Below are 25,656 nucleotides of genomic sequence, written 5' to 3' on the forward strand. Positions count from 1 at the left end.
ACAAGCCCATAGGAAGCGGCGGAACCGCGGAACATGATGGGGCACCGGAGACAGGGGACGGGCAGGGGTGACTGTCCTCCGGGGAGGGAAATATCCCCTAAAACCTCGTGATTAACCTCAAAAAGTCGCGGAAACACGCGGAATTTGCGGACCGGAAGGGTCCAAGCTGGTAAGTTTTCGAACAGTGGCTTGCGCGCATGCCGCGTGCAGGCTCCAGAAACATAACCGTCCAGGAGGACATCAATGGCTAAGAACCGTAGTGAACTTGTTGCAGAGGTAGCTGGCAAGGCCGGCACCAGCCAGGCAGCCGTCAACTCCGTCCTCGACGCACTGTTCGAGGTTTTCGAGACTTCTGTCGCCGCTGGCGAAAAGATCACCATCCCGGGCTGGCTTGCCGTCGAGCGCACCGACCGCGCTGCCCGCACCGGCCGCAACCCGCAGACCGGCGAAACCATCCAGATCGCCGCGGGCCACAGCGTCAAGCTGACCGCCGGTTCCAAGCTGAAGGCTGCTGTTTCCAAGAAGTAGGACTTCCTTCTGCCTGCGGACTGCAGGGCAGAGCAAGGAGCGGCAACCCATGGGTTGCCGCTCCTTTTGTCTTTAGGCCCGATTCGCCGCCCGGGCGGTGGTGGCGGACAATGGAATGGTGTCTTCTGCCGCAAAACCACGTTCCACCCAGCCCCGGTCCGGCCCTGGCAAGGGATCTCCGGCCCGGGACGGCGGCCACCTCGGAATCCGGACCCCCTGGCAGGTTGCCGGCCTGGCAGCAGTCTTCGTGGCCCTTGCTGCTGCCTTGCTTTTCTCCGGCGCCGCAGCGGCCCGCGGTGTCTCTGATCCAGGAGCTCTGGTCCGCTGGGGCCTGCCTGTCAGCAAGGCCATCCATAACGTTTCCGTGGCCACGGTCATCGGCGGGCTGATCTTCGCCGTCGGAATCCTGCCAAAGAACCTGACCGCCCGCGCGCGGGAGCGGGAAGGAGCCAGCGAAGCCCCGGAGCATCCCGCTTTCACCCGCGCGCTGGCCGTGGCGGCAGCTGCCGGCGCAGTCTGGACCCTGTCCGCGATTGCCGTCCTGGTCTTTACCTACGCGGATGTTGCGGGGCAGGGCCTCTCCGGGGACCCCGCGTTCACCCAGGCCCTGGTGTACTTCATGACGGACATCGAGACGGGCCGGGCCTGGCTCGCCGTCACCATCATCGCCGCCGTCGTCACCACCGCGCTGTTCGGCGTCAGGTCACTCGGCGGCCTCGCCCTGACACTGATCCTGGCGCTCATCGGCCTGGTCCCCACGGCGCTCATCGGCCACTCCTCAAGCTCCTCGGACCACGAAGGCGCCATCAACTCCCTGGGCCTGCACCTGGTAGGCGTCAGCACCTGGGTGGGCGGCATCGTCATCCTGGCCCTGCTGTCCGGAATCCTGGCCGGCCCGAAGGCAGGTGCGGCAACCGACATCACCGAACCCACCCTGCGGCGCTTCTCCAGCTTGGCGGGATTCGCGTTCGTGCTGGTCTTTGCGTCCGGCATCATCAACGCGAGCATCCGCGTCACCAGCTGGTCGGACCTTTTCGGCTCGGCCTACGGCCAGCTGATCCTGGCCAAGACGGCCGCCGCGGTGGTCCTGGGCGGCATCGGTTTCATGCACCGGCAGTGGGTTATCCCGCAGCTGGGACTCAAGGGCTCCACCATGCCGGCCCGGCGCGTCCTGTGGCAGCTGATCCTGGCCGAGCTGCTCATCATGGGCGCCACTTCCGGCATTGCCGTGGCACTGGGCCGCTCGGCTCCACCGCAGCCAACGGAACTGGCGCCGGACGCATCGCCCGCCTTCATCCTCAGCGGCTACGACCTTCCCCCGGAACTTACTCCAGAGCGCTGGCTCAGCGAGTGGCGGCTGGACTGGCTCTGGGTGGCGGTGGCGCTCTTCGGCCTGGTGGCCTACTTCCTGGGCGTGGCAAAGGTGCGCCGCCGCGGCGATACCTGGCAATGGTTCCGGTCCCTTAACTGGATCATTGGCCTGGTGGTGCTGACCTACATCACGTCCGGGCCGCCGTCGGTCTATGGCCGCATCCTGTTCTCCGCGCACATGGTGGACCACATGGCGCTGACCATGGTGGCCCCGATCTTCCTGGTGCTGGGCGCTCCGGTCACGCTGGCCCTGCGTGCCCTGCCGGCCCGCGGCGACGGCTCACGCGGAATGCGGGAATGGCTCCTGGTCTTCGTGCACTCGAAGTTCTCCCAGCTGGTCACCCATCCGCTGTTCGCGGCAGCCAACTTTGCCGGCTCGATCGTCCTGTTCTACTACTCGGACCTGTTCGGCTTCGCGATGCGCGAGCACGTGGGCCACGAACTGATGAACCTGCACTTCCTGCTCACCGGCTACATCTTCGTCCTGAGCATGATCGGGACGGACCCGCTGCCGCGCCGGGCGCCCTACCCCATGCGGCTGCTCCTGCTCCTGGCCACCATGGGCTTCCACGCCTTCTTCGGCGTCTCCATCATGGGCGGGACCGGGCTGCTGGCCGCGGACTACTTCGGCAACCTGGGCCGGACGTGGGGGCCGTCCGCCCTCGTCGACCAGCAAATGGGCGGCGCGGTGGCCTGGGGCATTGGTGAGGTGCCCACGCTGCTGGTGGCAATCGGCGTCGCCATCATGTGGTCCAGGTCGGACCAGCGGGAAACCAAACGCGTGGACCGGGCGGCCGACAGGAATAACGACGCCGATCTCGCCGCTTACAACGATATGTTTGCCAAATTGGCCGAACGCGATGCCAGGCTGGCTGAACGTAACAAGCTGGAAGGACGCTAATGAGCGAAACCGTACGCAACCATGCCCGGGTCCGGGCCTCCGAACTGGTGGGCCGCAACTGGTTGAACACCGGCGGCAAGTCGCTGGACCTCGAAGCCTTGCGCGGCAAGATCGTGCTGCTGGACTTCTGGACCTTCTGCTGCATCAACTGCCTGCACGTCCTGGACGAGCTGCGGCCGCTGGAGGAGCAGTACTCCGATGTCCTGGTGACCGTCGGCGTCCACTCGCCCAAGTTCGAGCACGAGGCGGATCCCGTGGCCCTGGCCGCTGCGGTTGAACGCTACGAAATCCACCACCCGGTGCTGGACGACCCCGAGCTGGACACTTGGAAGGCGTACACCGCGCGTGCGTGGCCCACACTGGTGGTCATCGACCCCGAGGGCTACATCGTGGCGCACCTCTCCGGCGAGGGCCACGCGGACGGCCTGTCGGTGCTGATCCCCGAGCTCATCGCCGAACACGACGCCAAGGGCACGCTGCACCGTGGCACCGGCCCCTACGTGGCGCCCGAGGCCACCTCCGGCACCCTGCGCTTCCCTGGCAAGGCGCTGTTCCTGCCCCCGGGACGCGGCTCCACGGCAACAGAGGGAGTGTCCGACGGCGGCACAGCGGCAGGTGCCGCGGTGGCGGACGCTGCGGACAAGGGTTCGTGGCTGGTCACCGACACCGGCCACCACCGCCTCGTGGAGCTGGGCACGGACTTCCACACTGTCCTGGGCACCTTCGGCTCGGGCACCAAGGGCTACGCTGATGGCCCTGCCGCCGGCGACGCCGCAACCGCACAGTTCAACGAACCCCAAGGCCTGGTGCTGCTGCCGGAAGATGTGGCAGCGAAGGTTGGCTACGACGTCGTCATTGCCGACTCAGTGAACCACCGCCTCCGCGGGCTGTCCCTCACCGACGGCAAGGCCTCCACCCTGGCAGGCAACGGCATCCAGCGGCTGCTCGAGACCGGCCCGGCACGGGTGGACGAGGACGCGGCAGGTTTCACCGGACGCCTGGGCGGACACCCGCTCGAGGTTTCCCTGAGTTCACCGTGGGACCTGGTGTGGTCCCGCAAACTGAACGCCGTGGTGGTGGCCATGGCCGGCACGCACCAGATCTTCAGCTTCGACCCCGTCTCAGGCGACGTGGCCATCGTGGCAGGCAACGGCCTTGAAGGCCTGCTGGACGGCGCTGCCCACGAGTCCTGGTTCGCCCAGCCCTCGGGCCTGGCCGAGGACGCGGACGGAAACATCTGGGTGGCGGACTCCGAGACGTCCGCACTCCGCAAGCTGGCCGTTGGCGATGACGGAACTGTCACCGTGGAGTCCGCCGTCGGCAAGGGCCTGTTCGACTTCGGTTTCCGTGACGGGCCCGCCGGCGAGGCCCGGCTGCAGCACCCGCTCGGGGTGACCGTGCTCCCTGACGGTTCGGTGGCGATTGCTGACACCTACAACGGTGCCGTCCGACGCTACGACCCCGCCTCCCGCACCGTGTCCACGCTGGCCCGCGGACTCGCCGAGCCGTCCGACGTGATCGTGGACCACACCCACTCCGCCGGGTCGGAGCCACTGCTGGTGGTGGTGGAGGCGAACCAGCACCAGCTGGTGTACGTGCCCATCCCCAAGGAAGCGCAGCAGGTGGATGAAGGCGCGTCCCAGACCCACCGGCCCAAGAGCCCCGTGGCTCCTGGCGCACTGGAACTGACGGTGCGCTTCACGGCACCCACCGGCCAGAAGCTCGATGACCGGTGGGGTGACCCCACCCAGTTGAAGATCTCCTCCACCCCGCCGGAACTCCTGGCGTCCGGCGGGGGAACCTCGGTGGGCCTGCTGCGCACCTTGGAGCTGTCCCCCGACGTTCCGGAAGGCGTCCTGCACATCACCGCCCGCGCGGCCGCCTGCGACGGCCCCGAAACCGAGGACGGCGAGATCCCCGACCACGCCGCCTGCCACCTGTACCAGCAGGACTGGGGCATCCCCGTGGTCCTGCAGGCCGACGGCGACTCCGAACTGGTCCTGGACCTCCGCGGGATGGACTGAACCGGCGGCTTTTTGCTGGACTGGCCCAGTCTTCAAGCTTTGGAAGCCTGAAGACCGGGCCGGTTCTGTTTCTGCAGCTAAAGCAGCCCAGTTTGACGGGCGGTGCCCTAGAAGCTCAGGACCGGGGTTACCTTGATGGTGTCCCCGGAGACGTCGAGGCGCGTGGTGAAGCTGAAATCCACCTCTTCATCCAGCGGGTACCACGCCCCGGTGAACGCGTTCTGCTGAAGGGCTTCCACCTTGGCCTTGCCGTCCAGCGGCGCCACCACCCAGCGGCCGTCGAACGGCTCCACCGAGACGCCCGGATACTCGGTCACGGTCCATTTGATGGTGCCGTCCTGGACCCTGTTGTTACTGGCGTAATAGAAGGGGCAGTCGGGCTGCAGCTTCTGTTCCTTGACGGCCTCGGCCGCGCAGCCGTCCAGGAATTCGCGGACCTTGGCCGACACGTCGTTCTTCAGCCGGTCGGTGGCCTGGGTCAGCAGGTTGAGCGGGGCCACCGGGGTGTCCTTCGAGGTCACCGTAGCCCGGGTGGCGGGGGCGGAAAAGTACTCGCCGTCGAGGGCTGCTTCGTATTCGCCCGGGTAGAACACGGCAAAGGAGTTGCGGCCGTTGGGCATGTTCACCGGAACGCCGTTGACGGTGGCTTCGTTTCCGTTGACCACGGTCATGTCCACGGTGGGCAGCCGGGACGGGACGAATGCCCAGGTGTTGAAGAAGATCCATTCGGTGCCGGTCTTCTGCAGCAGGAACTCGGTGCGGAGCCGGCTGCCGTCGATGGTGTACTCCAGCGGCACCATCACCTGGTTGCCGGGCCGCTCCTCCGGGTCGCCGATGTTCACATTCGAGAGCCGGGAAGCGGCCGTCTGCAACCCGGCACCGTCGAGCATGGCGGCGTTGCTGGGCGGCACGGCGGCCCGCAGCAGGCCCAGTGCACGGCCGCCGTCGCCTGCCCGCAAGGCGTCCAGGTACTCCCGCACTGGCTGCTGGGGGCTGGCCACGGTCCGGTTCACCACGTTGATGGCCACAACGGCTCCGGCGATGGCAAGCATGAGGCCCAGCAGCCATCCGGCCGCCATCCTCACCAACGCTTGACTCATCTGCACGTTTCTTACAGTAACGTCACTGCGACGGCACACTGAAGTTGGCGTCTCCCCTAGTTCCCCGGGTACCACACCCCTAAAGCACGACGGCGGGAGCAGGAAGGGCCGTCAGCGTCCCCTTTTGCGGGTGCTGGCCAAGTACTGGTTCAGGTCAGCGGCGGCGGCGCCGTGATGAAGTGCCGAACACTCCGCGGAGCAGTTCGCGCCCGAGCTGGGTGCCCATGGAACGCGCCATGCTCTTCAGCCCGCCGCCCAGTGCACCGCCAAGCACAGCGCCGAGGTCACCCATCATCCCGTCCGGTGCCGACTGCGATGGGCGGGCGCGCGGCGCCCGGGGAGCCTTCGGCGCCTTGGCCCGGGGAGCGGGGTCCTGCGGAGCCGTGTCACGCGGTGCGCTGTATTGCGGTTCAGGCTCCTGGGGTACGGGTAGAGGAACGGTTGCGGGCCTGCTGCTGGGCCGGCCCAGGATCTCCTCCTCGATCCGCCGGGCTTCGGCGTCAATGTCGTACGCGCCCGGAGTGGCCGGTGCGCCGGCAGCCGCGGGTTCAGGTGCTGCCGGACCGGTGGGTGCCGCAGCCTTGCCGTTGAGCTTCTCGTAGGCCGAAGGGTTGTCCACCGCGGTGCCGTACTTGCCCAGCAGGGCGGAGCCAGCCACAGTGCTTCGAACCAGTCCTTCCTCACTGGGGCCCATCACCGATTCCGGTGCGCGGAGCCGGGTGAGGGCCACCGGCGTGGGCGCGCCCTTCTCATTCATGACGGTGATAACGGCCTCGCCGATGCCCGCGGAGGTCAAGGTTTCCTCGAGGTCGTAGTCGCTGACGGGGAACGTGGACACGGTGGCTTTAAGCGCCTTCGCGTCCTCGGGTGTGAAGGCGCGCAGGGCGTGCTGGACCCGGTTGGCCAGCTGGCCCAGGACGTCGGCGGGAACATCCTTGGGGGTCTGGGTGACGAAGAAGATGCCCACTCCCTTGGACCGGATCAGCCGGACGGTGGTAGTGATCGCGTCCAGGAAGGCCTTGGTGGCTCCGTTGAACAGCAGGTGGGCTTCGTCCAGGAAGAACACCAGCTTGGGCTTGTCCAGGTCGCCGGCCTCGGGGAGGTCCTCGAACAGGTCCGCCAGCAGCCACATCAGGAAGGTGGAGAACAGCATGGGCTTGGTCTGCAGGGTGGGTAGTTCCAGGCAGGTAACCACGCCGCGGCCATCCGGGGCGGTGCGCAGCAGCTCGGCGGTATCGAACTCCGGTTCCCCGAAGAACTTTTCCAGCCCCTGCGCCTCCAGGTTCACGAGCTCCCGGAGGATCACGCCCGCGGTTGCCTTGGACAGGCCGCCGAGTTCCTCGAGCTGGTCCTTGCCTTCGTCCGACGTGAGGAACTGGATGACGGCGCGGAGATCCTTGAGGTCGATCAGCTCCAGCCCGTTCTTGTCCGCGAAGTAGAACACCAGCTGCAGGCTCGATTCCTGCGTGTCGTTCAGTTCCATGATGCGCGAGAGCAGGATGGGACCGAACGAGGTCACCGTGGCGCGCACCGGGACTCCGTTGCCGTCGCCGCCCAGTGCCAGGAACTCCACGGGAAACGCCTTGCCTTCCCACGGCTGGCCGATGCTGTCCGTGCGGGCCTTGAGTTTGTCGCTGCCGACGGCGGGCGTCGCGAGGCCGGAGAGGTCGCCCTTGATGTCGGCCAGGAAGACGGGGACGCCGGCGGCGGACAGCTGCTCGGCCATCATGTGCAGCGTGACGGTCTTGCCGGTACCGGTGGCACCGGCCACCAGTCCGTGCCGGTTCATCATGGCCAGCGGCAGCCGCACCGGCGCGTCCTTGTGCAGCTCGCCGTCGATGATGGCGGCTCCCAGCTCGATGGTGGCGCCTTCCAGCGCATAGCCCTTCTGGATGGTGGCAAGCTTCTCTGCTGTGGTTTTGGTGGCCATGGCGCCAGCTTAGCGGCGGCTGCCGCGGATTGGGCGGTGGCCGTCCCGCCTGTCCGCGACCCAGTTCCAGGGACTGCAGCCGGGGCACCTGGGGCTGCTGCCGCCGTCGGACGTTCATCGGAGCCGCGACCCGGCCCTTTTGGGGGATGTCCGGCTGCCGCCGCACATCCACAGCGCCTGCACAGAAACGGACTATCCCGCTCATAGGGCCGTGGTGTTGCATCGCACTATGACCACATTTCGCGAATCCGACCAGCCGCATCCCGACCATGACCGGGGGCTGGAGTTTGATCTGTCCACGCTGATGAGCCGTAGGTCCCTGGGACTGTTCTTCGGTGCCGGCGGTGCGGTCGCGGCGCTCGCCGCCTGCACGCCAGCCGGAAACTCGGACTCCACCTCGCCCGCAACAACCTCGACAACAGCCGCAGCGTCGTCGTCGGCTGCCTCTGCCACGGATGCAGCCGCCACCGCCACCCCGACCCTGACCCGGGCCATCGCCGAGTGCGGCGTGGAAATCCCGCAGGAAACAGCCGGCCCCTACCCCGGCGACGGATCCAACGGCCCGAACGTCCTGGAAGCATCCGGAGTGGTGCGCCGGGACATCACCTCAAGCTTTGGGACTTCTTCGGCCACGGCGGAGGGAATTCCACTGACGTTCACCCTGACGCTGCTGGACAACGCAAACGGCTGCACTCCCATGGCCGGTGCCGCGGTGTACGCCTGGCACTGCGACCGGGACGGGAAGTACTCGATGTACGACTCCAGCCTGAAGAACGAAAACTACCTCCGGGGCGTGCAGGAAGCCGACGCCAATGGCCAGGTCACCTTTACCTCCATCTTCCCCGGCGCATACTCCGGACGCTGGCCGCACATCCACTTCGAGGTGTTCGAGTCCATGAACAATGCCACGACAGCCGGACAGGTACTGGCCGTCTCGCAGATCGCCTTGCCGAAAGCGGCCTGCGACGACGTATATGGCACCCCGGGTTATGAGCGCAGCGTCACGAACATGACCCGCACCACGCTGAAGTCCGACAACGTGTTCGGCGACGACGGCGGCATCTACCAGCTGGCGACGATGACCGGCTCGGCTGCTGCCGGCTACACCGCGGGGCTCAACGTGACCATTTGATGCGGGACTGCACCTAGCCGAGGTGGACAGCATTCCATTCCAGCAGCCGTGCTTCGGCCAGCCCTTCGGTCACGAAGGGGTCTCCGGCGACGAAACGTTCGGCTTCCTGCCGCGACGACGGCGGTGCAGTATTTTTCAGTGCGCCACCGAGGCAATGAGCGGTGCGCAGCTGTTGCGGGGCAGGTAGTCGGCTTTGACCTCGATGCGGCGGGCTCCGTCCGGGAGCTTGCCATGCATCCGCCCAAGCACCAGCTCGATGGCGTGGACCGCAAGCATGTCGAGCGGCTGGCGGATGACACTCAAGGGGGGAGTGGTCAGTTCGGTCCAGGGATTGTCGTCGAAGACAATGAGGGAAAGCTCGTCCGGGATGTCGATGCCCATTTGCACGAGCCGCCGCACAGAGCTTTGCACTTGAGCGGTATTGGCAACGATGAGCGCCGTCGGCGGCTGGCGCATGGCGAGCAGTGATCCGACGGCGCCGCCACCTGCGTCCCCGCGGAAAGGAACGTCACGAATAAGCGTGGGGTCTACGGGCAGGGATGCATTCTGGTGGGCGGCCCTGTAGCCGTTCAGCCTGGCACTTCCGGTGGAGGTCGTGAGTGGGCCCGTGATCAGCCCGATCCGGGTATGGCCCAGGCTCAGGAGATGCTCGGTTGACCGCTGGGCCGAGTCGAAGTTCTCGATGCTTACAACGTCAACGTCTTCGAGTTCCTCGATGGCACGGTCGATGAAGACTACGTTGACGCCCAAGTCCCGAAGACGTCGCCATTTTTCGATGTTGCCGCCCGTGGGAGTGGCAATGACGCCACTCACGGACCGGTCGAGCAAAGTGTCCAGGGAGTCTGCCTCCAGGTGCGGATCCTCCTGGGTGGTCATCAACACCACTTGGACGCCGTGGCTCCGCGCCTCCCAGACGATCCTGTCCGCCAGGCGGGCGAAAAAGGGGTTGGAGAGATCTGTAACCACCAGTCCGATGGTGAGTGCATGCCCGGCGCTGAGTTCACGCGCAGCTGCCCTGGGCCGGTAACCCAGTTCATCAATGACCCTGAGGACTTCCTGCCTTTTCGCAGGCGCTACCGGTCCCGATTCAGGGTTCAGGACCCGTGAGACCACGGAGACGGATACTCCTGCAGCCGCCGCCACATCGCGAATAGTAGGCGCTTTACGCACCGCTCCTCCTTGAGAAAAAGCCCTGGTTGTCATCATCCAGATCAACCCTTTCGGTCCGCTCGTTTCATTACGAGGGCCGTGAAGGTGATCGTTGACACAGCTTATCAGCGGCTGGTACAAAAGTGGAACCGGTTCCACTCCGGTCCAGTTTTCCCTCCAAAATGCGACAAAGAAGTTGCGCCATCCGGCCTGCCGGAGGTGCTTTCTTTCGCCAGGCACCCCTTAGAGAGATTCCGTGAACCTTCATAAACTCCTCAGCGAACGCGAGCAGCAGTCCCGCCCCATCCGTGTTGGACTGATCGGCGCCGGGCGCTACGGGACCATGTACTTGGCCCAGGCCAACAACATTCCGGGCATTCACGTCGTTGCCATTGCAGACATCAACGTCAAGCGCGCCCAAGGAGCCTTCGAGCTGGTGGATTGGCCCGCAGCGCAGGTCGCCCCTGACATCGCCACGGCTCTGCGGGACCGGTCCACGGCCATCGTTGCGAATGCCGATGAGCTGTTCGACGTCGACATCGACGTTATTGTCGAAGCCACCGGTAACCCGATCGTGGGCATCAAGCACGCCCTGAAGGCCATCGAAACCAAGAAGCACATCATCATGGTCACCGTTGAAGCTGATGCCCTTGCCGGCCCGGCACTTGCCAAGCGGGCCGAGGAAGCCGGCGTGGTCTACTCGATGGCGTATGGTGACCAGCCGGCCCTCATCATGGAACTTGTCGACTGGGCCCGTACCAGCGGCTTTGACGTGGTCTGCGCAGGCAAGGGCGCCAAATACCTTGAGCACTACCACGAGATGAACCCGGACAACGTCTGGGAAAACTGGGAATTCTCCAAGGAACTGACCGACTCGGGTCAGCTCAACCCCTACATGCACACCTCATTCCGCGACGGGACCAAGGCCGCCATCGAAATGGCGGCGGTAGCAAACGGCGCAGGGCTGGCTCCCGCCGATACCGGCCTGAGCTTCACGCCCGGCAACGTTGAGGAGATCGCCACGATTTGCCGCCCTGCCGCCGTCGGTGGCTCCCTGGCCCACGAAGGAAGCGTCGACGTCATGTCCAGCGTCAACCGGGATGGCAGCTGGATCAGCCACAACACCCAGGAGGGCGTCTTCGTCGTCGTCAAGGCAACCAACGATTACGTCTCCGGCTGCTTCAACGAATACCCCTGGCACCCGGACCCCACGGGCCAGTACGCCGCCCTGTACCGTCCCTACCACTACGTGGGCCTCGAACTTAACATGTCCATTGCCAATGCGGTCCTTCGCGGCATCCCCACCGGCGGCCCAGTCGGTTTCTACGGCGACGTGGTCGCCACCGCCAAGAAAGACCTCAAAGCCGGTGAATTCCTCGACGGCGAAGGCGGCTTCACGGTCTGGGGAAAGCTGGTTTCCGCCAAGCACTCGGTTGCCACCGGTGCACTCCCTGTCGCCCTTGCCCACCATGTGGAGTTGCGTAACGATGTGCCCAAGGGAGCGATCGTTGGTTGGGACGATGTCATCATTGATGACTCCCTGTCCCAGGCGCTGGAACTCCGCCGCGAAACCGAAGCGCTTATCGCTGCCCCTGTCGCCATCTCCTGAAGTAATACCACTGGCCTCAAGCCAAACCGCTGCCCTCGGCCACACTCCGCGTTCCTCCGCAGCACCGCATCCTTCCAATGAAGAAAGGCATCGAATGAATCTCAAGACCCGCGCCATCACCGGGGTACTGGCAACCAGCCTGGCTGCCGCCCTGCTGTCCGGCTGTGCTGGCGGAACCCCCGCTGGCCAGACCGGCCCGGTGGCCAAGATTCAGCTCTCCATCCCGGACCCGCTGACCTCCTCCGTGGGCGTGACCGCCCAGCACTTTGCCGACCAGGTCAAGAAGACCTCCAATGGTTCGGTCCAGGTCACAGTGGTGCCCAACGGCACGAGCTTTAGCGGGGACCAGAACGCCGCCGTCACGCGGCTGCAAGGTGGGTCGCTCGACGGGCTCATTCTGTCCACTTCCGTCTACGCTTCGGTGGTGCCGGAGATGAACGGCATCAGCATTCCCTACCTCTTCGCGGACACAAAGGAAGAGTCAAAGTTCCTCGCCGGAGAACCTGGAAAGGTCCTCAAGGACAAGCTGGCCGCAAAGGACACGGTGGCGCTCTCCTTCCTTACCCGGACCGGCCGCGAGATCACCAACTCCGTGCGCCCGATTGAACAGCCGGCCGACCTGAAGGGGCTGAAGATCCGGGTACCCGGCAACACCCTGTGGACCGACTTCTTCGGAAAGCTCGGCGCCAGCCCCACTACCATGGCTTTCTCCGAAGTCTTCACCGGCCTGCAGACCGGAACCATCGACGGCCAGGAGAACCCGATTGAGGTTCCCTGGACGAACAAGTTCTCCGAGGTGCAGAAGTACGTCTCCATGACCAACCACATCAACGACGCCTGGGTGCTGGCCCTGTCATCGAAGAAGTGGGATTCCCTGACGGATGACCAGAAGAAGGCGCTCAACGCAGCTTCCGAGGAAACGGCGACCTTCAAAACCGGCTATGACGAGGAACAGTCCAAGAAGCAACTGGATGAACTGACGGCAAAGGGCATGAAGGCCAACGAGCTCAGCGCCTCCGGACTCGCCGAATTCAAGGCCGCCTCCGAAAGCCTCTACCCGGAGTTCTCCAAGCTCATTGGTAAGGAATTCTTCGACCAGGCCATCGCCTTCGCCGGCAAGAAGTAGTCGGGACGGGTGGGAGCCCTTTCGGCGGCTCCCACCCGTACCAACACTCCACTCCCCACCGAACCCCCGCTATCAATGTCGACAGTCTGGAAAACCATGAAACCCACCGTTGCTTCTAAGGACTCTGAGGAAGTCCTTCCCCTCGAAGCGGAGGAAATCCTTCACCACGACCACGTGCCGGATCGCTGGAGCGGCGCTGCATGGCTCGACAAGACGCTCGAATGGATTGTGGGAGCAGCGATTCTCGCGGAGCTCGCGGTGATCCTCCTCAACATCTTGGTCCGCGTCATTACGGGGGACTCAGTGCTGTGGACGCAGGAGGTGTCCGAGATTGCCCTGCTGACCATTGCCTTCATCGGGGGCGCCATTGCCTACCCGAAGGGTGCGCACATGTCCGTCCAGGCTCTCATCATGCGCCTGCCCGCCACATGGAAGCCGTACCTCGGTGCACTGGTGGACTGGCTCGTCTTTGTCATGAGCGCCGGCGCGCTGGCCCTGTTCGTGCCCACGCTCGTCCAGCAGCTCGAGGAAAAGACTCCCATCCTTCAGCTGCCCGTTTTCTGGGTCAACATGCCCTTCTCTGTGGGCATGGTCCTCATCGCCTGGTTTGCCCTGGTCAAACTTCGCCGCCAGCACTGGCGTCCCGCCGTCGTTGGTGCCGGAATCGCCGCCGCCCTCGCCGTCGTCGTCCTCGTCTCCCCGCCGCTGTTCTACTACGCCTCCCCGAACGTCCTGCTCGTGGTGGTCCTCGTGGCCCTGTTCGGCTTGCTGTTCCTGGGCCTGCCCATTGCGTTTGTCCTCGCCCTGGCCTCCGGAATCTACCTGTACCTCGGCGGCATTTCCGACGTGAGCGCCATCCCGATCGGCATGGCGTCCGGAGCCAAGGGCTTCGTCCTGCTGGCCATCCCGTTCTTCATCCTGGCAGGCACGGTCATGAACTCCGCGGGCCTTACCCTGCCGCTGGCCAAGCTCGTCGACGCGCTGATCGGCCATCTCCGCGGCGGCCTGCTGCAGGTCGTGGTGGTCACCATGTACATCTTCTCCGGCATCTCCGGCTCCAAGGTCGCCGACGTCGCAGCCGTTGGCACCACCATGCGCGGCATGCTTGAAGAACGGAAATACCCGCGTGGCGAAGTGGTCGCGGTGCTGTCGGCATCGGCCATCATGGGCGAAACCATTCCGCCCAGCATTGTGCTGCTCATCCTGGGGTCCATCACCACCATCTCAACCACCACCCTTTTCCTTGCAGGCTTCGTTCCGGCAGCCTTCCTCGCCCTGGTGGTCATGGCACTGGTGTTCCTAAGGGCCCGCAAACAGGGCGGCGTCCCAAGCGCCAAGGCCACCTGGCGGGCCCGGGGCTCCGCCACGTTCTTCGCCCTGCCCACCCTTCTGCTGCCCGTGGGCATGGTAGTCGGGATCCTCAGCGGATTTGCCACACCCACGGAAGTTTCCTCCGTCGCCGTCGCCTACGCCTTCGTGCTCGCGGCCGCCTACCGGCGCGGCAGCAGGCGCCTGCTCGGCGACACCCTGCGTGAAACGACGACGACGGCGGGCATGGTGCTGTTCATCATCGCCGCTGCGTCGCCCCTGGCGCAGACCCTCGCCCTGGCCGGCGTCTCCCAGCAGATCCATGACCTGATGTCCGGACTGGGCGACTCTCCCATCATGTTCATGCTTCTAACGGTCGTGCTGCTGGTCATCATGGGCCAACTGCTCGAAGGCCTGCCCGCGGTGCTGATCTTCGCCCCGCTGCTACTGCCGATCGCCACCGACTTCGGCGTCAACCCCGTGCAGTACGCCATGGTCCTCATCATTTCCATGGGCATCGGCTCCTTCGCCCCGCCGGCAGGGGTTGGCTTCTACGTCGCCTGCGCCACCGCACGCGAAACCGTGGAAAACAGCCTCAAACATTTCTGGCCGTACCTGGTGGCAGTTTTTGTCGGCCTCCTCGTCCTCGCAGCTGTGCCCTGGTTCAGCACCTTCCTTCCCGCCCTCGCCGGCCTGATCCCCTTCTAATCCATGACAGAAAACAAACCTTCCTCACCCCTGGCTCCCGGTGTTTCCGTTTCACTGCTGGGCACCGGGCCGATGGGAGCCCCCATCGCCCGAAACATCATTGACGCCGGGGTGCCCCTGACCCTATGGAACCGGACGGCATCCAAAGCAGAAGCCATCGAAGGGGGAACACTGGCGCTGCGGCCGGCCGATGCGGCAGCGGACGTTGTCCTGACCGTGCTGCCGGACCTGCCCCACGTCGAAGCACTCCTGGAGGGCGATAACGGCCTGCTCGCAGGGTGGGGGCAGGCAGGCGTGATCGAACCTGTCTTGGTCATCCACGGCACCGTGTCACCCGCGGCGGTCGCCGCGTTCGCCGCCCGCTGTAAGTCCCTGTACGGCATCGTGGTCATCGACGCGCCGCTCAGCGGCGGAACCATCGGGGCGGAGCAGGGCCGGCTTAGCGTCATGGCCGGTGGGCCCGGGAACGTCGTCCAATGGCTGACTCCGCTTTTCGATCTCTACAGCTCCACCGTCATGTGGTTCGGGGAGGCCGGGGCGGGCGCCATCGTGAAGGCCTGCAACCAGATCGTGGTGGCAGCGACCGTCGCTGCCTTGTCCGAGTCAATGGCGTTGGCGAAGGCGTCGGGTTTGGACCTCAACAAGGTCCAGGCAATCCTCAAAGGCGGACTCGCAAACTCCGAAGTCCTGCAACAAAAAGGCGGCCGTTGGATCACCGGGGACTTTGACGGCGGCGGTTCGGCCAAAAACCAGCTCAAAGACCTGCGTTTTGTCACGGAGGCGGCGGCGGAAGCCGGACTCTCACTGCCCGTAGCCAACACCCTCACATCGGAATTCGAAACAATGGTCACCGAAGGTCTCGGGGACCTTGACCACACAGGAATCTACCTAAGCATCACCAGCGATCGAGTAAAGGAACCATCATGACTATCGTCGTCACAGCAGTATTCACGCCCAAAGACGGCGCCCGGGACCAGGTGGTCGCAGCACTCAAGCCCGCCATCGCCGAGGTCCACGAAGAACCGGGATGCCTCCTGTACGCCATCCACGACTCTCCCGACGGCCAGATCGTGATGATCGAGAAGTGGGAGAGCGCCGAGCTGCTCGACGCGCACGGCGTCGGGGACGCCGTCAAGCGGCTCAACGCATCACTGGAAGGACTCCTGGCAGAACCCGTCGAGGTCACCCGTCTGGTTCCCATTCCTGCCGGCACTGCCCGGCAGGGTGCTTTGTAATGCCTCAGAGCATCGTGGTCATGGGGGTCTCCGGCGCCGGGAAATCCTCAGTGGGCCAGGCGCTCGCAACCGAGTTGGGTGTCCGCTTCGTCGATGGCGACACCCTGCACCCCGAGGCAAACGTCAGGAAGATGGCCTCCGGAGTTCCCCTTACTGATGAGGACCGATGGCCGTGGCTCCATCTCGTGGGTACCGAGCTGTCCACGGCGTCTGGAGACGGAACGGTTATTGCCTGCTCGGCCCTGAAGCGCAGTTACCGGGATGCCATTCGTGCCGCCGCGCCTGCCGCCACATTCATCCTGCTGCAGGCTGACAGGCCGGCACTGCAGGACCGGCTCTCCCAGCGCCCCGGACACTTCATGCCGGCGTCGCTGCTCACCTCCCAGCTGGAAACCCTGGAGGAGCTGCAGAACGATGAATCCGGCCTGATGATCGAGTCAACGGGGGGCATTGACACAACCGTCGAACGAATCCGGAAACTGCTGGTGCTGTCGGCAGTGAACTGAGTTCGACCTGCTGGAAGGTACGACGACGGCGGCAAGGCGAGTGCCGCCGTCGCCCCTTCAGGGGGTAGCCCTGCTGTGGTTGGGTCGTTGGAAACCGCCAGCCTGCGTAGGTCAGAACCCGACGTTGTGCTTGCCCTTGAGGCCCAGCATCTGGCGGGCTTCATCGGGCGTTGCAATCTCGAAGTTCAGCGCCTCCAGGATGGTGCGGATGCGGGTGACCTGCTCGGCATTCGAGCGTGCCAGCTGGCCCGGCCCGATCCACAGCGAGTCCTCGAGGCCCACCCGGACGTGGGACCCCATGGCTGCCCCGATGGTGGCAAGCGGCATTTGGTTCTTGCCGGCACCAAGAATGGACCACTGGTAGTCGTCACCCAGGACCCGGTCCGCAGTGCGCCGCATGTGCATCAGGTCCTCCGGGTGCGCGCCGATGCCGCCGAGCAGGCCGAAGACAGACTGGACAAAGAGCGGTCCCTTGGCCAGGCCGCGGGCGTGGAAGTGGGCGAGGTTGTTCACATGGGAGATGTCGTAGCACTCGAACTCGAAGCGTGTCCCATTGGCATTGCCGATCTCCAGGATGGTCTCGATGTCCTGGAACGTGTTCTTGAAAACCAGGTCGCGGCTCTTCACCAGCCCTTCGCGTTCCCATTCGTGGGTAAAGTCCGTGAACCGGTCCAGCATCGGGTACAGCCCGAAGTTCATCGACCCCATGTTCAGCGAGGCGAGCTCGGGTTTGAACAGGGCCGCCGGCTGCATGCGTTCTTCGACGGTCATGTGCGGTGATCCGCCGGTGGTGATGTTGATGACCGCGTCCGTGTTCCGCTTGAGCTTGTCCAGGATCGGCTCGAAATGGTCAGGATTCTGCGATGGGCGCCCGTCCCGCGGATCGCGCGCGTGCATGTGCACGATCGCGGCTCCCGCTTCGGCGGCTCCGATCGCCGCGTCAGCGATCTCCTCAGGGGTGACGGGCAGGTATTCGGACATGGAGGGCGTATGGATCGCGCCGGTCACGGCGCTGGTGATGATGACCTTGCGTGTAGTTGCCACGGGACGTTTTCCTTTCGGGGCTTAGTAGAGCTTTTCGGTGTTTCCGTCGACGGCCAGGGCCTGCCCGTTAACGTTGCGGGCCATGTCGCTTGCGGCGAAGACGGCCATGTTGGCGATGTCTTCGGCTTCGATCAGCCGGCCCAGCGAGGATTGGTTGTGGTACAGGGCCGAGACGGTGTCCACGGACTCGCCCAGCATGCCGGCCTTGGCGGCGATGACCGCATCGATGCGCGGCCCGTTGACCGCGCCGGGGCAGATGGCGTTGACCCGGATGCCCTCTGCCCCGAGCTCGATGGCGAGGGTCTTGGTCAACCCGACCACCGCCCACTTGGATGCCGAGTAAGCGCTCCGCCCGGCCATGCCCAGGCGTCCCGCCGCCGATGAGAGGTTGATGATTGATGCCCCCGGCGCCGAGCGCAGGAGCGGCAGGGCGTGCTTGACGCAGTAGAACTGCCCGTGGATGTTGACGTCGAACGTCGCCTTCCAGGCCGTGCTGTCCAGGGACTGGATGGGACCCGTCGGTCCGGCGATGCCGGCGTTGTTCACCAGGACATCGAGGCCGCCGAACTCCTCGTGAATCCTCGCCATGAGGTCCTGGACCTGCGCTTCATCCGAAACGTCGCTGACGGCGGCGGGGAAGCCCTCGGCGCCTGCTTTCTCGACGGCGTCGGGGTCGATGTCCGTCACGAACACGGTCGCCCCGTGGGCCTTGAACTTGTTCGCAATGGCTAGGCCGATGCCGTTCGCGCCGGCGGTAACCAGGACGCGTTTTGAACTGAAATCCATGATGTTTCCTTTGTTGAGGGTCAGTGCGCTGCCGGGGCGCCCTGGGGCTTCTCCGCGCCGCGCTTCAGCATGAGGGACAGCAGCGCCCCTATGGCGCACATGCCGACGATGAACCACAGGCCGGAAAGCTTCGACCCGGTCAGGTCCTGCATCAGCCCCATGATGTAGGGGCCCAGGAAGCCGCCGCAGAGGCCGATCGTGTTGACGAAGGCGATGCCGCCGGCCAGGGCTGCGCCGGTGAGGCGCGTGGCGGGGTAGGTGAAGAGGATTGGCTGGAGGGCGAAGAAGTTGAAGGCCGCGAGGCAGAAACCGATCATGCCCAGGACAGGACCGCCGATGGCGCCGAGGGCGAAGCCCGCCACGATGCCCGTCATGGTTCCGGTCACCAGCAGGCGCGAGCGGCGGCCGTCGGTGGCAAAGCGCGGAACCAGCAGGGCACCCGCAGCGGAGAAGATCCAGGGGATGGCGGTCAGCAGGCCGATTTGCAGCGGGTTGAGCTTGCCGTACGTGCCGATGATGGAGGGCAGGAAGTAGGACAGGGCGTAGACGGCGATCTGGTGCGTGAAGTAGACGCCGACCACCAGGAGGATCTGCCTGTCCTTCAGGACGTCGCGCAGCCGGTGGTTGCCGGAGGCGGCAGCGCCGGCCTTTTCTTCGGCGGCGATCCGGGCTTCGAGGTCTTCGGCCTCGGCGGGGGTAAGGAAGCTGGCCTTGGAGGGACGGTCGGGAAGCTTCTTCCAGACAACCCAGGCAAGGACGCATGCCGGCAGGCCCTCGATGATGAACATCCACTGCCAGCCGTGCAGCCCGGCGAAGCCGTCAAAGCTGGTCAGCAGCAGTCCGCCCAGCGGTGCCCCGACGATGTTGGCGATGGAGACGCCCAGCAGGAACATGCCGTTGGCTTTGGCCCTGTCCTTGACCACGAACCACTGGGTCAGGAAGTACATCACGCCGGGGAAGAGGCCTGCCTCGGCGATCCCGAGCAGCATGCGCATGATGTAGAAGGACCATTCGCCCTGGACGAAGGCCATGGCCGCGGAGATCAGTCCCCAGGTGATCATGATCCTCATGATCCAGAAGCGGGCCCCGACCTTGTGCATGATCAGGTTCGAGGGGATCTCGGACACCGCGTAGGTGAGGAAGAACAGTCCCGCGCCGATTCCGTACGCCGTGGCGGAAATGCCGAGATCGATTTCCAGCCGGTCCTTGGCCATCCCGATGTTGGTGCGGTCCAGGAAGGCCATGATGTAGGCGGCGATGAGCAGCGGCATGATCCTGCGGAGGATGACGCCGTTGATCTCCTTTGGCGTGCGCCTCGTGGTCGATGTTGTTAAGGCTGTCATGGGTATTCGTCCTTGAATATCTGGCCTGCCCGGATCGGGCAGGGGCATGGTGGGCAGGGCACTTAGGGCGTGGGGGATCAAGGCATCGGCGATGCGTGCTGATGCCAGGGGTGGAGTGGGGTGGGGGGCTAGGCGGGCGGTGCGTTACACCCGCAGGTCCTCCCTATGTGGATGCGGTGCGGACAAATCAAAGAGCTGTAGGTGTTGGACGGGGCTTCGATCCTGCGGAGCAGCATGGCGAATGCCTCCTGGGCCATCTCCTGCTGCGGCTGGACGATGCTCGTCAGGTTGATCAGTCCTGAACGGCTGTGGGCCAGTCCGTCGCACCCCGCAACCGCCACGTCCTCGGGGATGCGCAGGCCCTGGGCAAGCGCGTATTCCATGACGCCGATGGCGAGCTCGTCGCTGCCGCAGACCACAGCCCGTGGCGCCTTGGCTCCGGAAAAAAGCCGTTCAGCTGCCAGCCGGCCGCCTTCGTTGTTGACGCGGGTGCTGATTTTCCACTCGCCGCTGATGGCGACGCCGGCAGCGGCCGCGGCGCGGACGAAGGCCTGTTCGCGGGTGAGGGACGCGGTGGAGAAGCGGGGTCCCACTACGGTGGCGATGTCCCGGTAACCGTGGCCCAGCATGTGTTCCATCAGCAGGGTTGCCGCGGCGTCGTCATCAATGCCGACGAAGTCGCCCTGCAGGAAGTCCGCCCGTCGCGACAGGCACACGTACGGGATCCGCGCGGTCCGCAGGGTGCGTAAGGCGGTGGCGTCCTCGCGCAGGGCGGCGGCAAGGATGACGCCGTCCACGTTGCGGTTCGCGAGCGTGGCGGTTACCTGTGCCAGCGTGGCCGCCTCGTCCTGTGTGGTGGCCACGAATACTTCGTATCCGGATTCAGCGGCTGCGGAGATGATGCCCTGCGCCCACCGGGGATACATGGGGTTGATGATGTTGGGCAGGATCAATCCGACCACGCGGGTCCGCAGTGGATCGGCGGACGGCGATGACTTACGGGGCCTGAACCCGAGTTCGTTGGCGACGCCGATGATGCGGCGCCTGGTCTCGACGGACACACCACCCTTGCCGTTCAACGCGTAGGACACCGTGGCAGGGGAAACGCCGGCTGCACGGGCAACAGCGGCGGCGGAAACCGTTGTGGGGCGGGCGCCCAAGGTTCTGCTGACTTTATGGCCGCTCACCCACCGCCCCCTCTCCATTGACGTGCATGCACGGTGTGGTTGTGACGTCAATTACAGTAGGAGGGCGCTTCACCGTTAAGCAACGTTAAGTGCTTCGGGGGGTACGTCTGCTGGAAGGTACGACGACGGCGGCGTGGTGAGCGCCGCCGTCGTACCTTCCGTGGGAGGTGCTACGGGGATCGTCAGATGCCGGCTACCCGCTGGATGAACTCGACCGTCTCGCGCTCCGTCTCGGCGCGGGTGGTGGGTTCGTTGTGCACCTCGTGGCGGACACCGGGGAACACGCGGGTGCGGACGTCCGCATGGCCCGAATCAGCCAGGCGGTTGGCCACGTGGTACGCCCCTTCACCGTAGTTGGTCACGGGGTCCTGGTCGCCGGCGAGGATCAGGACGGGGAGTTCCGCGGGGAGCTGTTTGTACCAGTCGTCGGAGGTGACCTGGTCGTAGAGGTCCACGAAGCCCTGCAGGAAACGGGCGCTGAGCGGTGCTCCGAAGTTGTTGAAGGGGTCCCGGCCGTGGTCACTCACGACGTCGACGTCCAGTGCCACCCAGGCGGTGGGGCCGGCGCCCTCGCCGAAGCGGCCCAGGAAACCGTCAAACAACTGGGCCACCAGTTCCTGGGGCGCGGGCTCTGCAGCACGCTCGCCGGAGGCAAGCCGTGCCAGTTCGGGCCGGTCGATCATTTTCTCGATGCCCCGCATCTGGGCGGCGATGCCGCAGAGGATCAGGCCGGACAGCTGGGTCCGCGGGTCCACGGCCATGCCTCGGGCGATCATGGAGCCCCAGCTGTGGCCGAACACAACGTACGGAAGGTGGGGGAAGGCCTCTTTGGCCTTGGCCTGGAGGGCGACCTCGTCCGCGACCACCACGCTGGCCGCGTCATCGCCCGCGTCGCCCCAGGTGCCCTGCTGCATGGCCGTGCGCCCGTGGCCGGAGTGGTCGCCCGCAACCACGATGAATCCCGCGTCCACCAAGGTGGAGATGAGGTGGAGGTAGCGGCGGGAGTGCTCGCCCAGCCCGTGGATCAGCTGAACGATCGCCTTGGGCTGCCCGATGGGTTCGTAGACCCAGGCCTGGATGGTGTCGCGGCCGTTGGCGGACGTGAACTCGATTTCCTGCAGTGACATATGTTCCTTCCGTGCCGGCGCCGTCGCTGGCTTGAGGCGAGCGTAACCACAACGGCGATGTGTGCGTCAACGCTGCCCATACCTAACGAAAAGTTCTACTGACAGGTAACAAAACCCCGGCGTAGGTTTAGCGGACGCGCTTTACACCAGACCGTCAGGATGGGAGCCCGACGCAGTGCTCCCGTCCAGGTGACAAGTACATGGCCAAAGGCGGCCACAGCGGGAGGAGACCTCATGGCAGGAATGTTCGAACTCTTCAACGACGAAGACTCGAACTTCAGGTTCAGAATTACAGCTCCGGACGGGACAGTGATGGCAACTTCGTGCCCGTTCCCTGATAAGCAGTCGGCCGTTGCGGGGATCCGGGACGTCCGCGAGTACGCCGGCATGGGACACATCACCGACATGTGCCTGACTCCGGCGGCGTTCACAGCCCCACGGCCGCAACTTCCATCAGCCGTTTACCCCGGCACCGACGCGCGGTGTTCGTACTTGCGGCCCGCGCCCAATCCCTTGATCCACCGCCCCTCCACCAACCTAACGCCCCGCGCACCCTTCCTTGACCCGGCGCTGAGGTCAATCTAGCTTGACTTCATGGCTGATGATGCGGGGTCCGTGGAACAGGCGCTGAACAGCGGTGACATCCACGAGTTGCTCAGGGTATGGGAAGACTTCAACCGCGGTGAGACCTGGCGGGAAACGTCTGCGATCGGCAGTGACCAGGCGCGGGTCTCGGCGGCGCAGTTCCTGACGGAAGTGCGGGAAGTTGCCGCACTGGAGGCGCTGCGCGCGAACGCACAGGCCGTCGACCTGCTCACGGCCAGGCGCTGGTACGTCATCAAGTCCGCGCGTGAGGCCGGCGCGACGTGGGTCCAGATCGGCGAAGCGCTGGGAATCACGAAACAAGCTGCCCAAGATTTCTACCGACGCAGGATCGAAGAGAAGGAGAAGTACCTGCCGGACCTTCACGACGTGGCAGCCGCGCGGGCGGTCCTGGAAGAAGTCAAGGAAGACTAGCCGCAGATCCCGACTGAGTACCTAGGCGCAGCCCGCTGCCGGCGTCCGCTCGACGATGGCCAGCTGGCCCGTCGTGTCCGGCACGCCGGGAAGCTGCGCCGGGGTGGCTTCGCCAACCGTCGACTTCCGCCCTGCGCGCATGCGGATGAGCGCAACAGCGGAAATGAGGAACCAGGCCACGTTCGTAACCACGGACGGCCATGCTCCGTGGGACGCGCCATTGACGATGAAGGCGCAGGCACCCACGAGGTTCGCGGCCTGGAAGCCCTTGCCGGCCTTGATCCACCCCATGGAGACAGCCAGGAAGGCGCTCAAAATAGTCACCGCACCGCCCCAACCAGCAACTTCCCACAGCAGTTCCATGTCCGTCCTTCCAATGTCGCTCCAGCGGTATCAATTGCCATAGTGAGGCCGCAGCCTACTTAAGTTCAATTGAATTTTGCTGCAGGTGTGGTTTAGAACTACTTAACATGAGCATCGATCCACGTCGGCTGGGCGTTCTCCTGGCAGTCGCCCGTGCCGGCGGCGTCCTGGCGGCCGCCGATGAACTGGGCATTACGGCCTCCGCGGTGTCCCAGCAGCTCAACAAGCTCGAGGACGAAACGGGCCACGCGCTGGTGGTCCGGACCCCCAAAGGCTCGCTCCTGACGCCTGCCGGACTCGCCATGGCGGAAGCCGGCGAAGAGATCGAACGTGCCCTCAGCGTCGCCCTCGCCCGGATGGAAAGCGGGGCCCAGGTTGAAGGCGTGGTCCGCGTGGGCGGATTCACCAGCTTCGTGCGCACGGTGGTCATTCCGCGCCTTCCCGAGTGGCGCACCCAGTACCCGCAATTACGGATCCACGTGGTGGAGGACGACTTCCCCGTCCTGATGCGGCTCCTGCGCCAGCGCCAGCTCGACGCCGTCGTGGTCGAACTGGATTCGACGACGGCCGAGCAGCGTGCCCTCGCCCCGGGCCTGATCGAGGAACCCCTCCTGGACGAGCCGTGGAAACTGGTGGTCCCTTCCGGAGCCTTGCTCTCCACCGGGAACATCGACCTTGGCCGCCTGCCGCTTCCGTGGCTCGGCGTGGAACCTTCTGCCGCCAACGTGGCAGTGCTCGGACGGCTGAGCCGCTCCACAGGTACGCCCATGGAGACCGTGCACCAGTACGCAGACACCCTGACTGCGCTCGCGCTGGTCGCCGCCGGGGAAGGCGTCGCCATCGTCCCCACCCTCGCACTGGCCGGCGTCGTCCAGGACGGGGTGGAAGTCCTGGACGTTCCCGGGCTGGGAACGCGGCGCATCGTCCTGCGCCGGTATGACCGACGGCGGCCAACCAGCCTCCCCGTCGACACCGTGGCGCGCCTCCTGCGCGAATCAGCGGCGACGTTCGACACACGCTCCACGCACTGACGGTCGGCGCGCATATTCTGGGAATCAACCACCACCAGGACCTCGAAGGAAGCCCCATGCCTGACAGCCCACGTCCCCTGCGCAAGCTCGGCTTCCTCACCATCGGCCTGTTCGACCCCGCCAACCCGGCCGCGGGCCACGAATCGACCTTGCAGATCATCGAACTGGGCGAGCGGCTTGGCTTCGACAGCGCCTGGCTGCGCCACCGCCACCTGCAGTTCGGCATATCGTCTCCGGTTGCCGTGATGGCTGCCGCGAGCCAGCGAACCTCCCGGATTGAACTGGGAACCGCCGTCACTCCGCTGGGCTGGGAAAACCCGCTGCGCCTGGCCGAGGACCTGGCCACCGTGGACCTGCTCGCCGGCGGACGCATTAATCCGGGCGTCAGCGTGGGCGAACCCATGCACTATGACACGGTAAAACATGAGCTGTACCCGGATTCAGCCGACCGGGAGGACTTCAGCTACACCCGCGTGGAACGGCTGGCACGGATGATCGCCGGGGAACCCGTCAGGGAGTTTTCCGGCAAGCAAGGCGTGGTGGAGGAATTCTCGAGCCGCGTCGAGCCGCACTCGACCGGGCTGCGCGACCGTCTCTGGTACGGAGCGGCCAGCAGGAAGTCCGCCGAATGGGCCGGGGCCAACGGCTTCAACCTGCTCTCCAGCAGCGTGGTCTTCCCCGAAAAAGATGAGGAGCCCGACTTCGCCGCCATCCAGCAGTCGCAGATCCGCGCCTTCAAAGCCGCGGCGGCAGCGTCAGGACATGCCCAGGCCCGGGTATCGCAGGGCTTGGTGGTGATCCCCACCGATTCCGCTTCACATAGCCAGCGGGAGAAGTACCGGCGCTACGTCGACGAACGCACCCCGCGCACAAAGTCACCGCAGGGCCCCAAGGGCATGCTGTTCGCCCCGGACATCATCGGCAGCAGCGAGGGAATCGCAGAGCAGCTCTATGCCCACGCGGGATTCCGGGAGGTGGAGGAGGTGGCCTTCGCCCTGCCTTTCAGCTTCGACCACGAAGACTACGTGCAGATCCTCACCGACATGGCCGGCAAGCTGGGCCCGGCCCTGGGCTGGGCGGCATAGGCCGCGCACCCAACGCCACCACCCGCCGTCGTACTATCCCAAAAGG

At 65.3% G+C, this 25,656-nt stretch carries 23 protein-coding genes; 14 read left to right on the plus strand and 9 right to left on the minus strand.

Annotated features, from left to right (window positions below):
* Nucleotides 1-243: 243 nt before the first annotated feature.
* From AC3IMC_RS00005 to AC3IMC_RS00015, 3 genes are all read left to right on the plus strand, one after another.
* A complete protein-coding gene (locus AC3IMC_RS00005; protein WP_011693739.1) occupies nt 244-528 on the plus strand; it encodes an HU family DNA-binding protein in 285 nt (94 codons plus the stop codon).
* Between the two features lie 115 nt (nt 529-643).
* On the plus strand, nt 644-2,800 hold the full coding sequence (locus AC3IMC_RS00010; RefSeq protein WP_490916353.1) for a bifunctional copper resistance protein CopD/cytochrome c oxidase assembly protein: 2,157 nt from the start codon (nt 644-646) through the stop codon (nt 2,798-2,800).
* Complete coding sequence (locus AC3IMC_RS00015) at nt 2,800-4,824, plus strand: NHL domain-containing thioredoxin family protein (protein ID WP_490916354.1); 2,025 nt, start codon at nt 2,800-2,802, stop codon at nt 4,822-4,824. Before AC3IMC_RS00010 ends, AC3IMC_RS00015 begins: the two co-directional genes overlap by 1 nt.
* Nucleotides 4,825-4,931: 107 nt before the next feature.
* Here the strand turns inward: AC3IMC_RS00015 and AC3IMC_RS00020 are convergent, their stop codons facing one another.
* A complete protein-coding gene (locus AC3IMC_RS00020) occupies nt 4,932-5,924 on the minus strand; it encodes a hypothetical protein (RefSeq protein WP_490916355.1) in 993 nt (330 codons plus the stop codon).
* Between the two features lie 154 nt (nt 5,925-6,078).
* Nucleotides 6,079-7,854 carry a helicase HerA-like domain-containing protein gene (locus AC3IMC_RS00025; RefSeq protein ID WP_490916356.1) on the minus strand — a complete coding sequence of 592 codons (1,776 nt, stop codon included), beginning with the start codon at nt 7,852-7,854 and terminating at the stop codon, nt 6,079-6,081.
* A gap of 229 nt (nt 7,855-8,083) precedes the next feature.
* Between AC3IMC_RS00025 and AC3IMC_RS00030 the strand changes: the two genes are divergently transcribed.
* Nucleotides 8,084-8,986 (plus strand): intradiol ring-cleavage dioxygenase, encoded by a 903-nt coding sequence (locus tag AC3IMC_RS00030; protein ID WP_490916357.1) that lies wholly within the window; start codon nt 8,084-8,086, stop codon nt 8,984-8,986.
* Nucleotides 8,987-9,121: 135 nt separating this feature from the next.
* Here AC3IMC_RS00030 and AC3IMC_RS00035 read toward each other — a convergent pair whose 3' ends face one another.
* On the minus strand, nt 9,122-10,156 hold the full coding sequence (locus AC3IMC_RS00035; RefSeq protein WP_490916358.1) for a LacI family DNA-binding transcriptional regulator: 1,035 nt from the start codon (nt 10,154-10,156) through the stop codon (nt 9,122-9,124).
* A 235-nt stretch (nt 10,157-10,391) separates the two neighbouring features.
* Between AC3IMC_RS00035 and AC3IMC_RS00040 the strand changes: the two genes are divergently transcribed.
* The 6 genes from AC3IMC_RS00040 to AC3IMC_RS00065 all read left to right on the plus strand — a co-directional run bounded on the left by AC3IMC_RS00040 (nt 10,392) and on the right by AC3IMC_RS00065 (nt 16,627).
* Nucleotides 10,392-11,744 carry an NAD(P)H-dependent oxidoreductase gene (locus tag AC3IMC_RS00040; protein WP_490916359.1) on the plus strand — a complete coding sequence of 451 codons (1,353 nt, stop codon included), beginning with the start codon at nt 10,392-10,394 and terminating at the stop codon, nt 11,742-11,744.
* Between the two features lie 94 nt (nt 11,745-11,838).
* Nucleotides 11,839-12,870, plus strand: a complete 1,032-nt coding sequence (locus AC3IMC_RS00045; RefSeq protein ID WP_490916360.1) for a DctP family TRAP transporter solute-binding subunit — start codon at nt 11,839-11,841, stop codon at nt 12,868-12,870.
* A 96-nt stretch (nt 12,871-12,966) separates the two neighbouring features.
* A complete protein-coding gene (locus AC3IMC_RS00050) occupies nt 12,967-14,886 on the plus strand; it encodes a TRAP transporter large permease (protein WP_490916361.1) in 1,920 nt (639 codons plus the stop codon).
* 3 nt (nt 14,887-14,889) lie between these two features.
* Nucleotides 14,890-15,813, plus strand: a complete 924-nt coding sequence (locus AC3IMC_RS00055) for an NAD(P)-dependent oxidoreductase (protein ID WP_490916362.1) — start codon at nt 14,890-14,892, stop codon at nt 15,811-15,813.
* The gene (locus AC3IMC_RS00060; RefSeq protein ID WP_490916363.1) at nt 15,810-16,121 is read left to right on the plus strand and encodes a putative quinol monooxygenase; all 312 of its coding nucleotides are present in this window, start codon (nt 15,810-15,812) and stop codon (nt 16,119-16,121) included. Before AC3IMC_RS00055 ends, AC3IMC_RS00060 begins: the two co-directional genes overlap by 4 nt.
* Nucleotides 16,121-16,627 (plus strand): gluconokinase, encoded by a 507-nt coding sequence (locus tag AC3IMC_RS00065; RefSeq protein ID WP_490916364.1) that lies wholly within the window; start codon nt 16,121-16,123, stop codon nt 16,625-16,627. Before AC3IMC_RS00060 ends, AC3IMC_RS00065 begins: the two co-directional genes overlap by 1 nt.
* Before the next feature lie 111 nt (nt 16,628-16,738).
* On the opposite strand, the gene kce is transcribed toward AC3IMC_RS00065, so the two are convergent.
* From kce to AC3IMC_RS00090, 5 genes are all read right to left on the minus strand, one after another.
* Nucleotides 16,739-17,671, minus strand: coding sequence for a 3,5-dioxohexanoate:acetyl-CoA acetone transferase (gene kce / locus AC3IMC_RS00070; RefSeq protein ID WP_490916365.1), 933 nt, complete (start codon nt 17,669-17,671; stop codon nt 16,739-16,741).
* Between the two features lie 21 nt (nt 17,672-17,692).
* On the minus strand, nt 17,693-18,457 hold the full coding sequence (locus AC3IMC_RS00075) for an SDR family oxidoreductase (protein ID WP_490916366.1): 765 nt from the start codon (nt 18,455-18,457) through the stop codon (nt 17,693-17,695).
* Between the two features lie 20 nt (nt 18,458-18,477).
* Nucleotides 18,478-19,800 carry an MFS transporter gene (locus AC3IMC_RS00080; RefSeq protein ID WP_490916367.1) on the minus strand — a complete coding sequence of 441 codons (1,323 nt, stop codon included), beginning with the start codon at nt 19,798-19,800 and terminating at the stop codon, nt 18,478-18,480.
* A gap of 128 nt (nt 19,801-19,928) precedes the next feature.
* Complete coding sequence (locus AC3IMC_RS00085; protein ID WP_490916368.1) at nt 19,929-20,987, minus strand: LacI family DNA-binding transcriptional regulator; 1,059 nt, start codon at nt 20,985-20,987, stop codon at nt 19,929-19,931.
* A gap of 182 nt (nt 20,988-21,169) precedes the next feature.
* Complete coding sequence (locus AC3IMC_RS00090; RefSeq protein WP_490916369.1) at nt 21,170-22,114, minus strand: alpha/beta fold hydrolase; 945 nt, start codon at nt 22,112-22,114, stop codon at nt 21,170-21,172.
* A gap of 243 nt (nt 22,115-22,357) precedes the next feature.
* On the opposite strand from AC3IMC_RS00090, the gene AC3IMC_RS00095 reads away from it, so the two are divergent.
* Complete coding sequence (locus AC3IMC_RS00095) at nt 22,358-22,699, plus strand: YegP family protein (protein WP_490916762.1); 342 nt, start codon at nt 22,358-22,360, stop codon at nt 22,697-22,699.
* Nucleotides 22,700-22,708: 9 nt separating this feature from the next.
* Nucleotides 22,709-23,131, plus strand: coding sequence for a hypothetical protein (locus tag AC3IMC_RS00100; RefSeq protein WP_490916370.1), 423 nt, complete (start codon nt 22,709-22,711; stop codon nt 23,129-23,131).
* Between the two features lie 21 nt (nt 23,132-23,152).
* On the opposite strand, the gene AC3IMC_RS00105 is transcribed toward AC3IMC_RS00100, so the two are convergent.
* Nucleotides 23,153-23,494, minus strand: coding sequence for a CBU_0592 family membrane protein (locus tag AC3IMC_RS00105; protein ID WP_490916371.1), 342 nt, complete (start codon nt 23,492-23,494; stop codon nt 23,153-23,155).
* Nucleotides 23,495-23,601: 107 nt separating this feature from the next.
* Here AC3IMC_RS00105 and AC3IMC_RS00110 point away from each other — a divergent pair, with 107 nt between their 5' ends.
* The gene (locus AC3IMC_RS00110) at nt 23,602-24,525 is read left to right on the plus strand and encodes a LysR family transcriptional regulator (RefSeq protein ID WP_490916372.1); all 924 of its coding nucleotides are present in this window, start codon (nt 23,602-23,604) and stop codon (nt 24,523-24,525) included.
* A gap of 56 nt (nt 24,526-24,581) precedes the next feature.
* The gene (locus AC3IMC_RS00115) at nt 24,582-25,610 is read left to right on the plus strand and encodes an LLM class flavin-dependent oxidoreductase (RefSeq protein ID WP_490916374.1); all 1,029 of its coding nucleotides are present in this window, start codon (nt 24,582-24,584) and stop codon (nt 25,608-25,610) included.
* Nucleotides 25,611-25,656: the final 46 nt, after the last annotated feature.

Source organism: Arthrobacter sp. E70 (assembly GCF_058266945.1).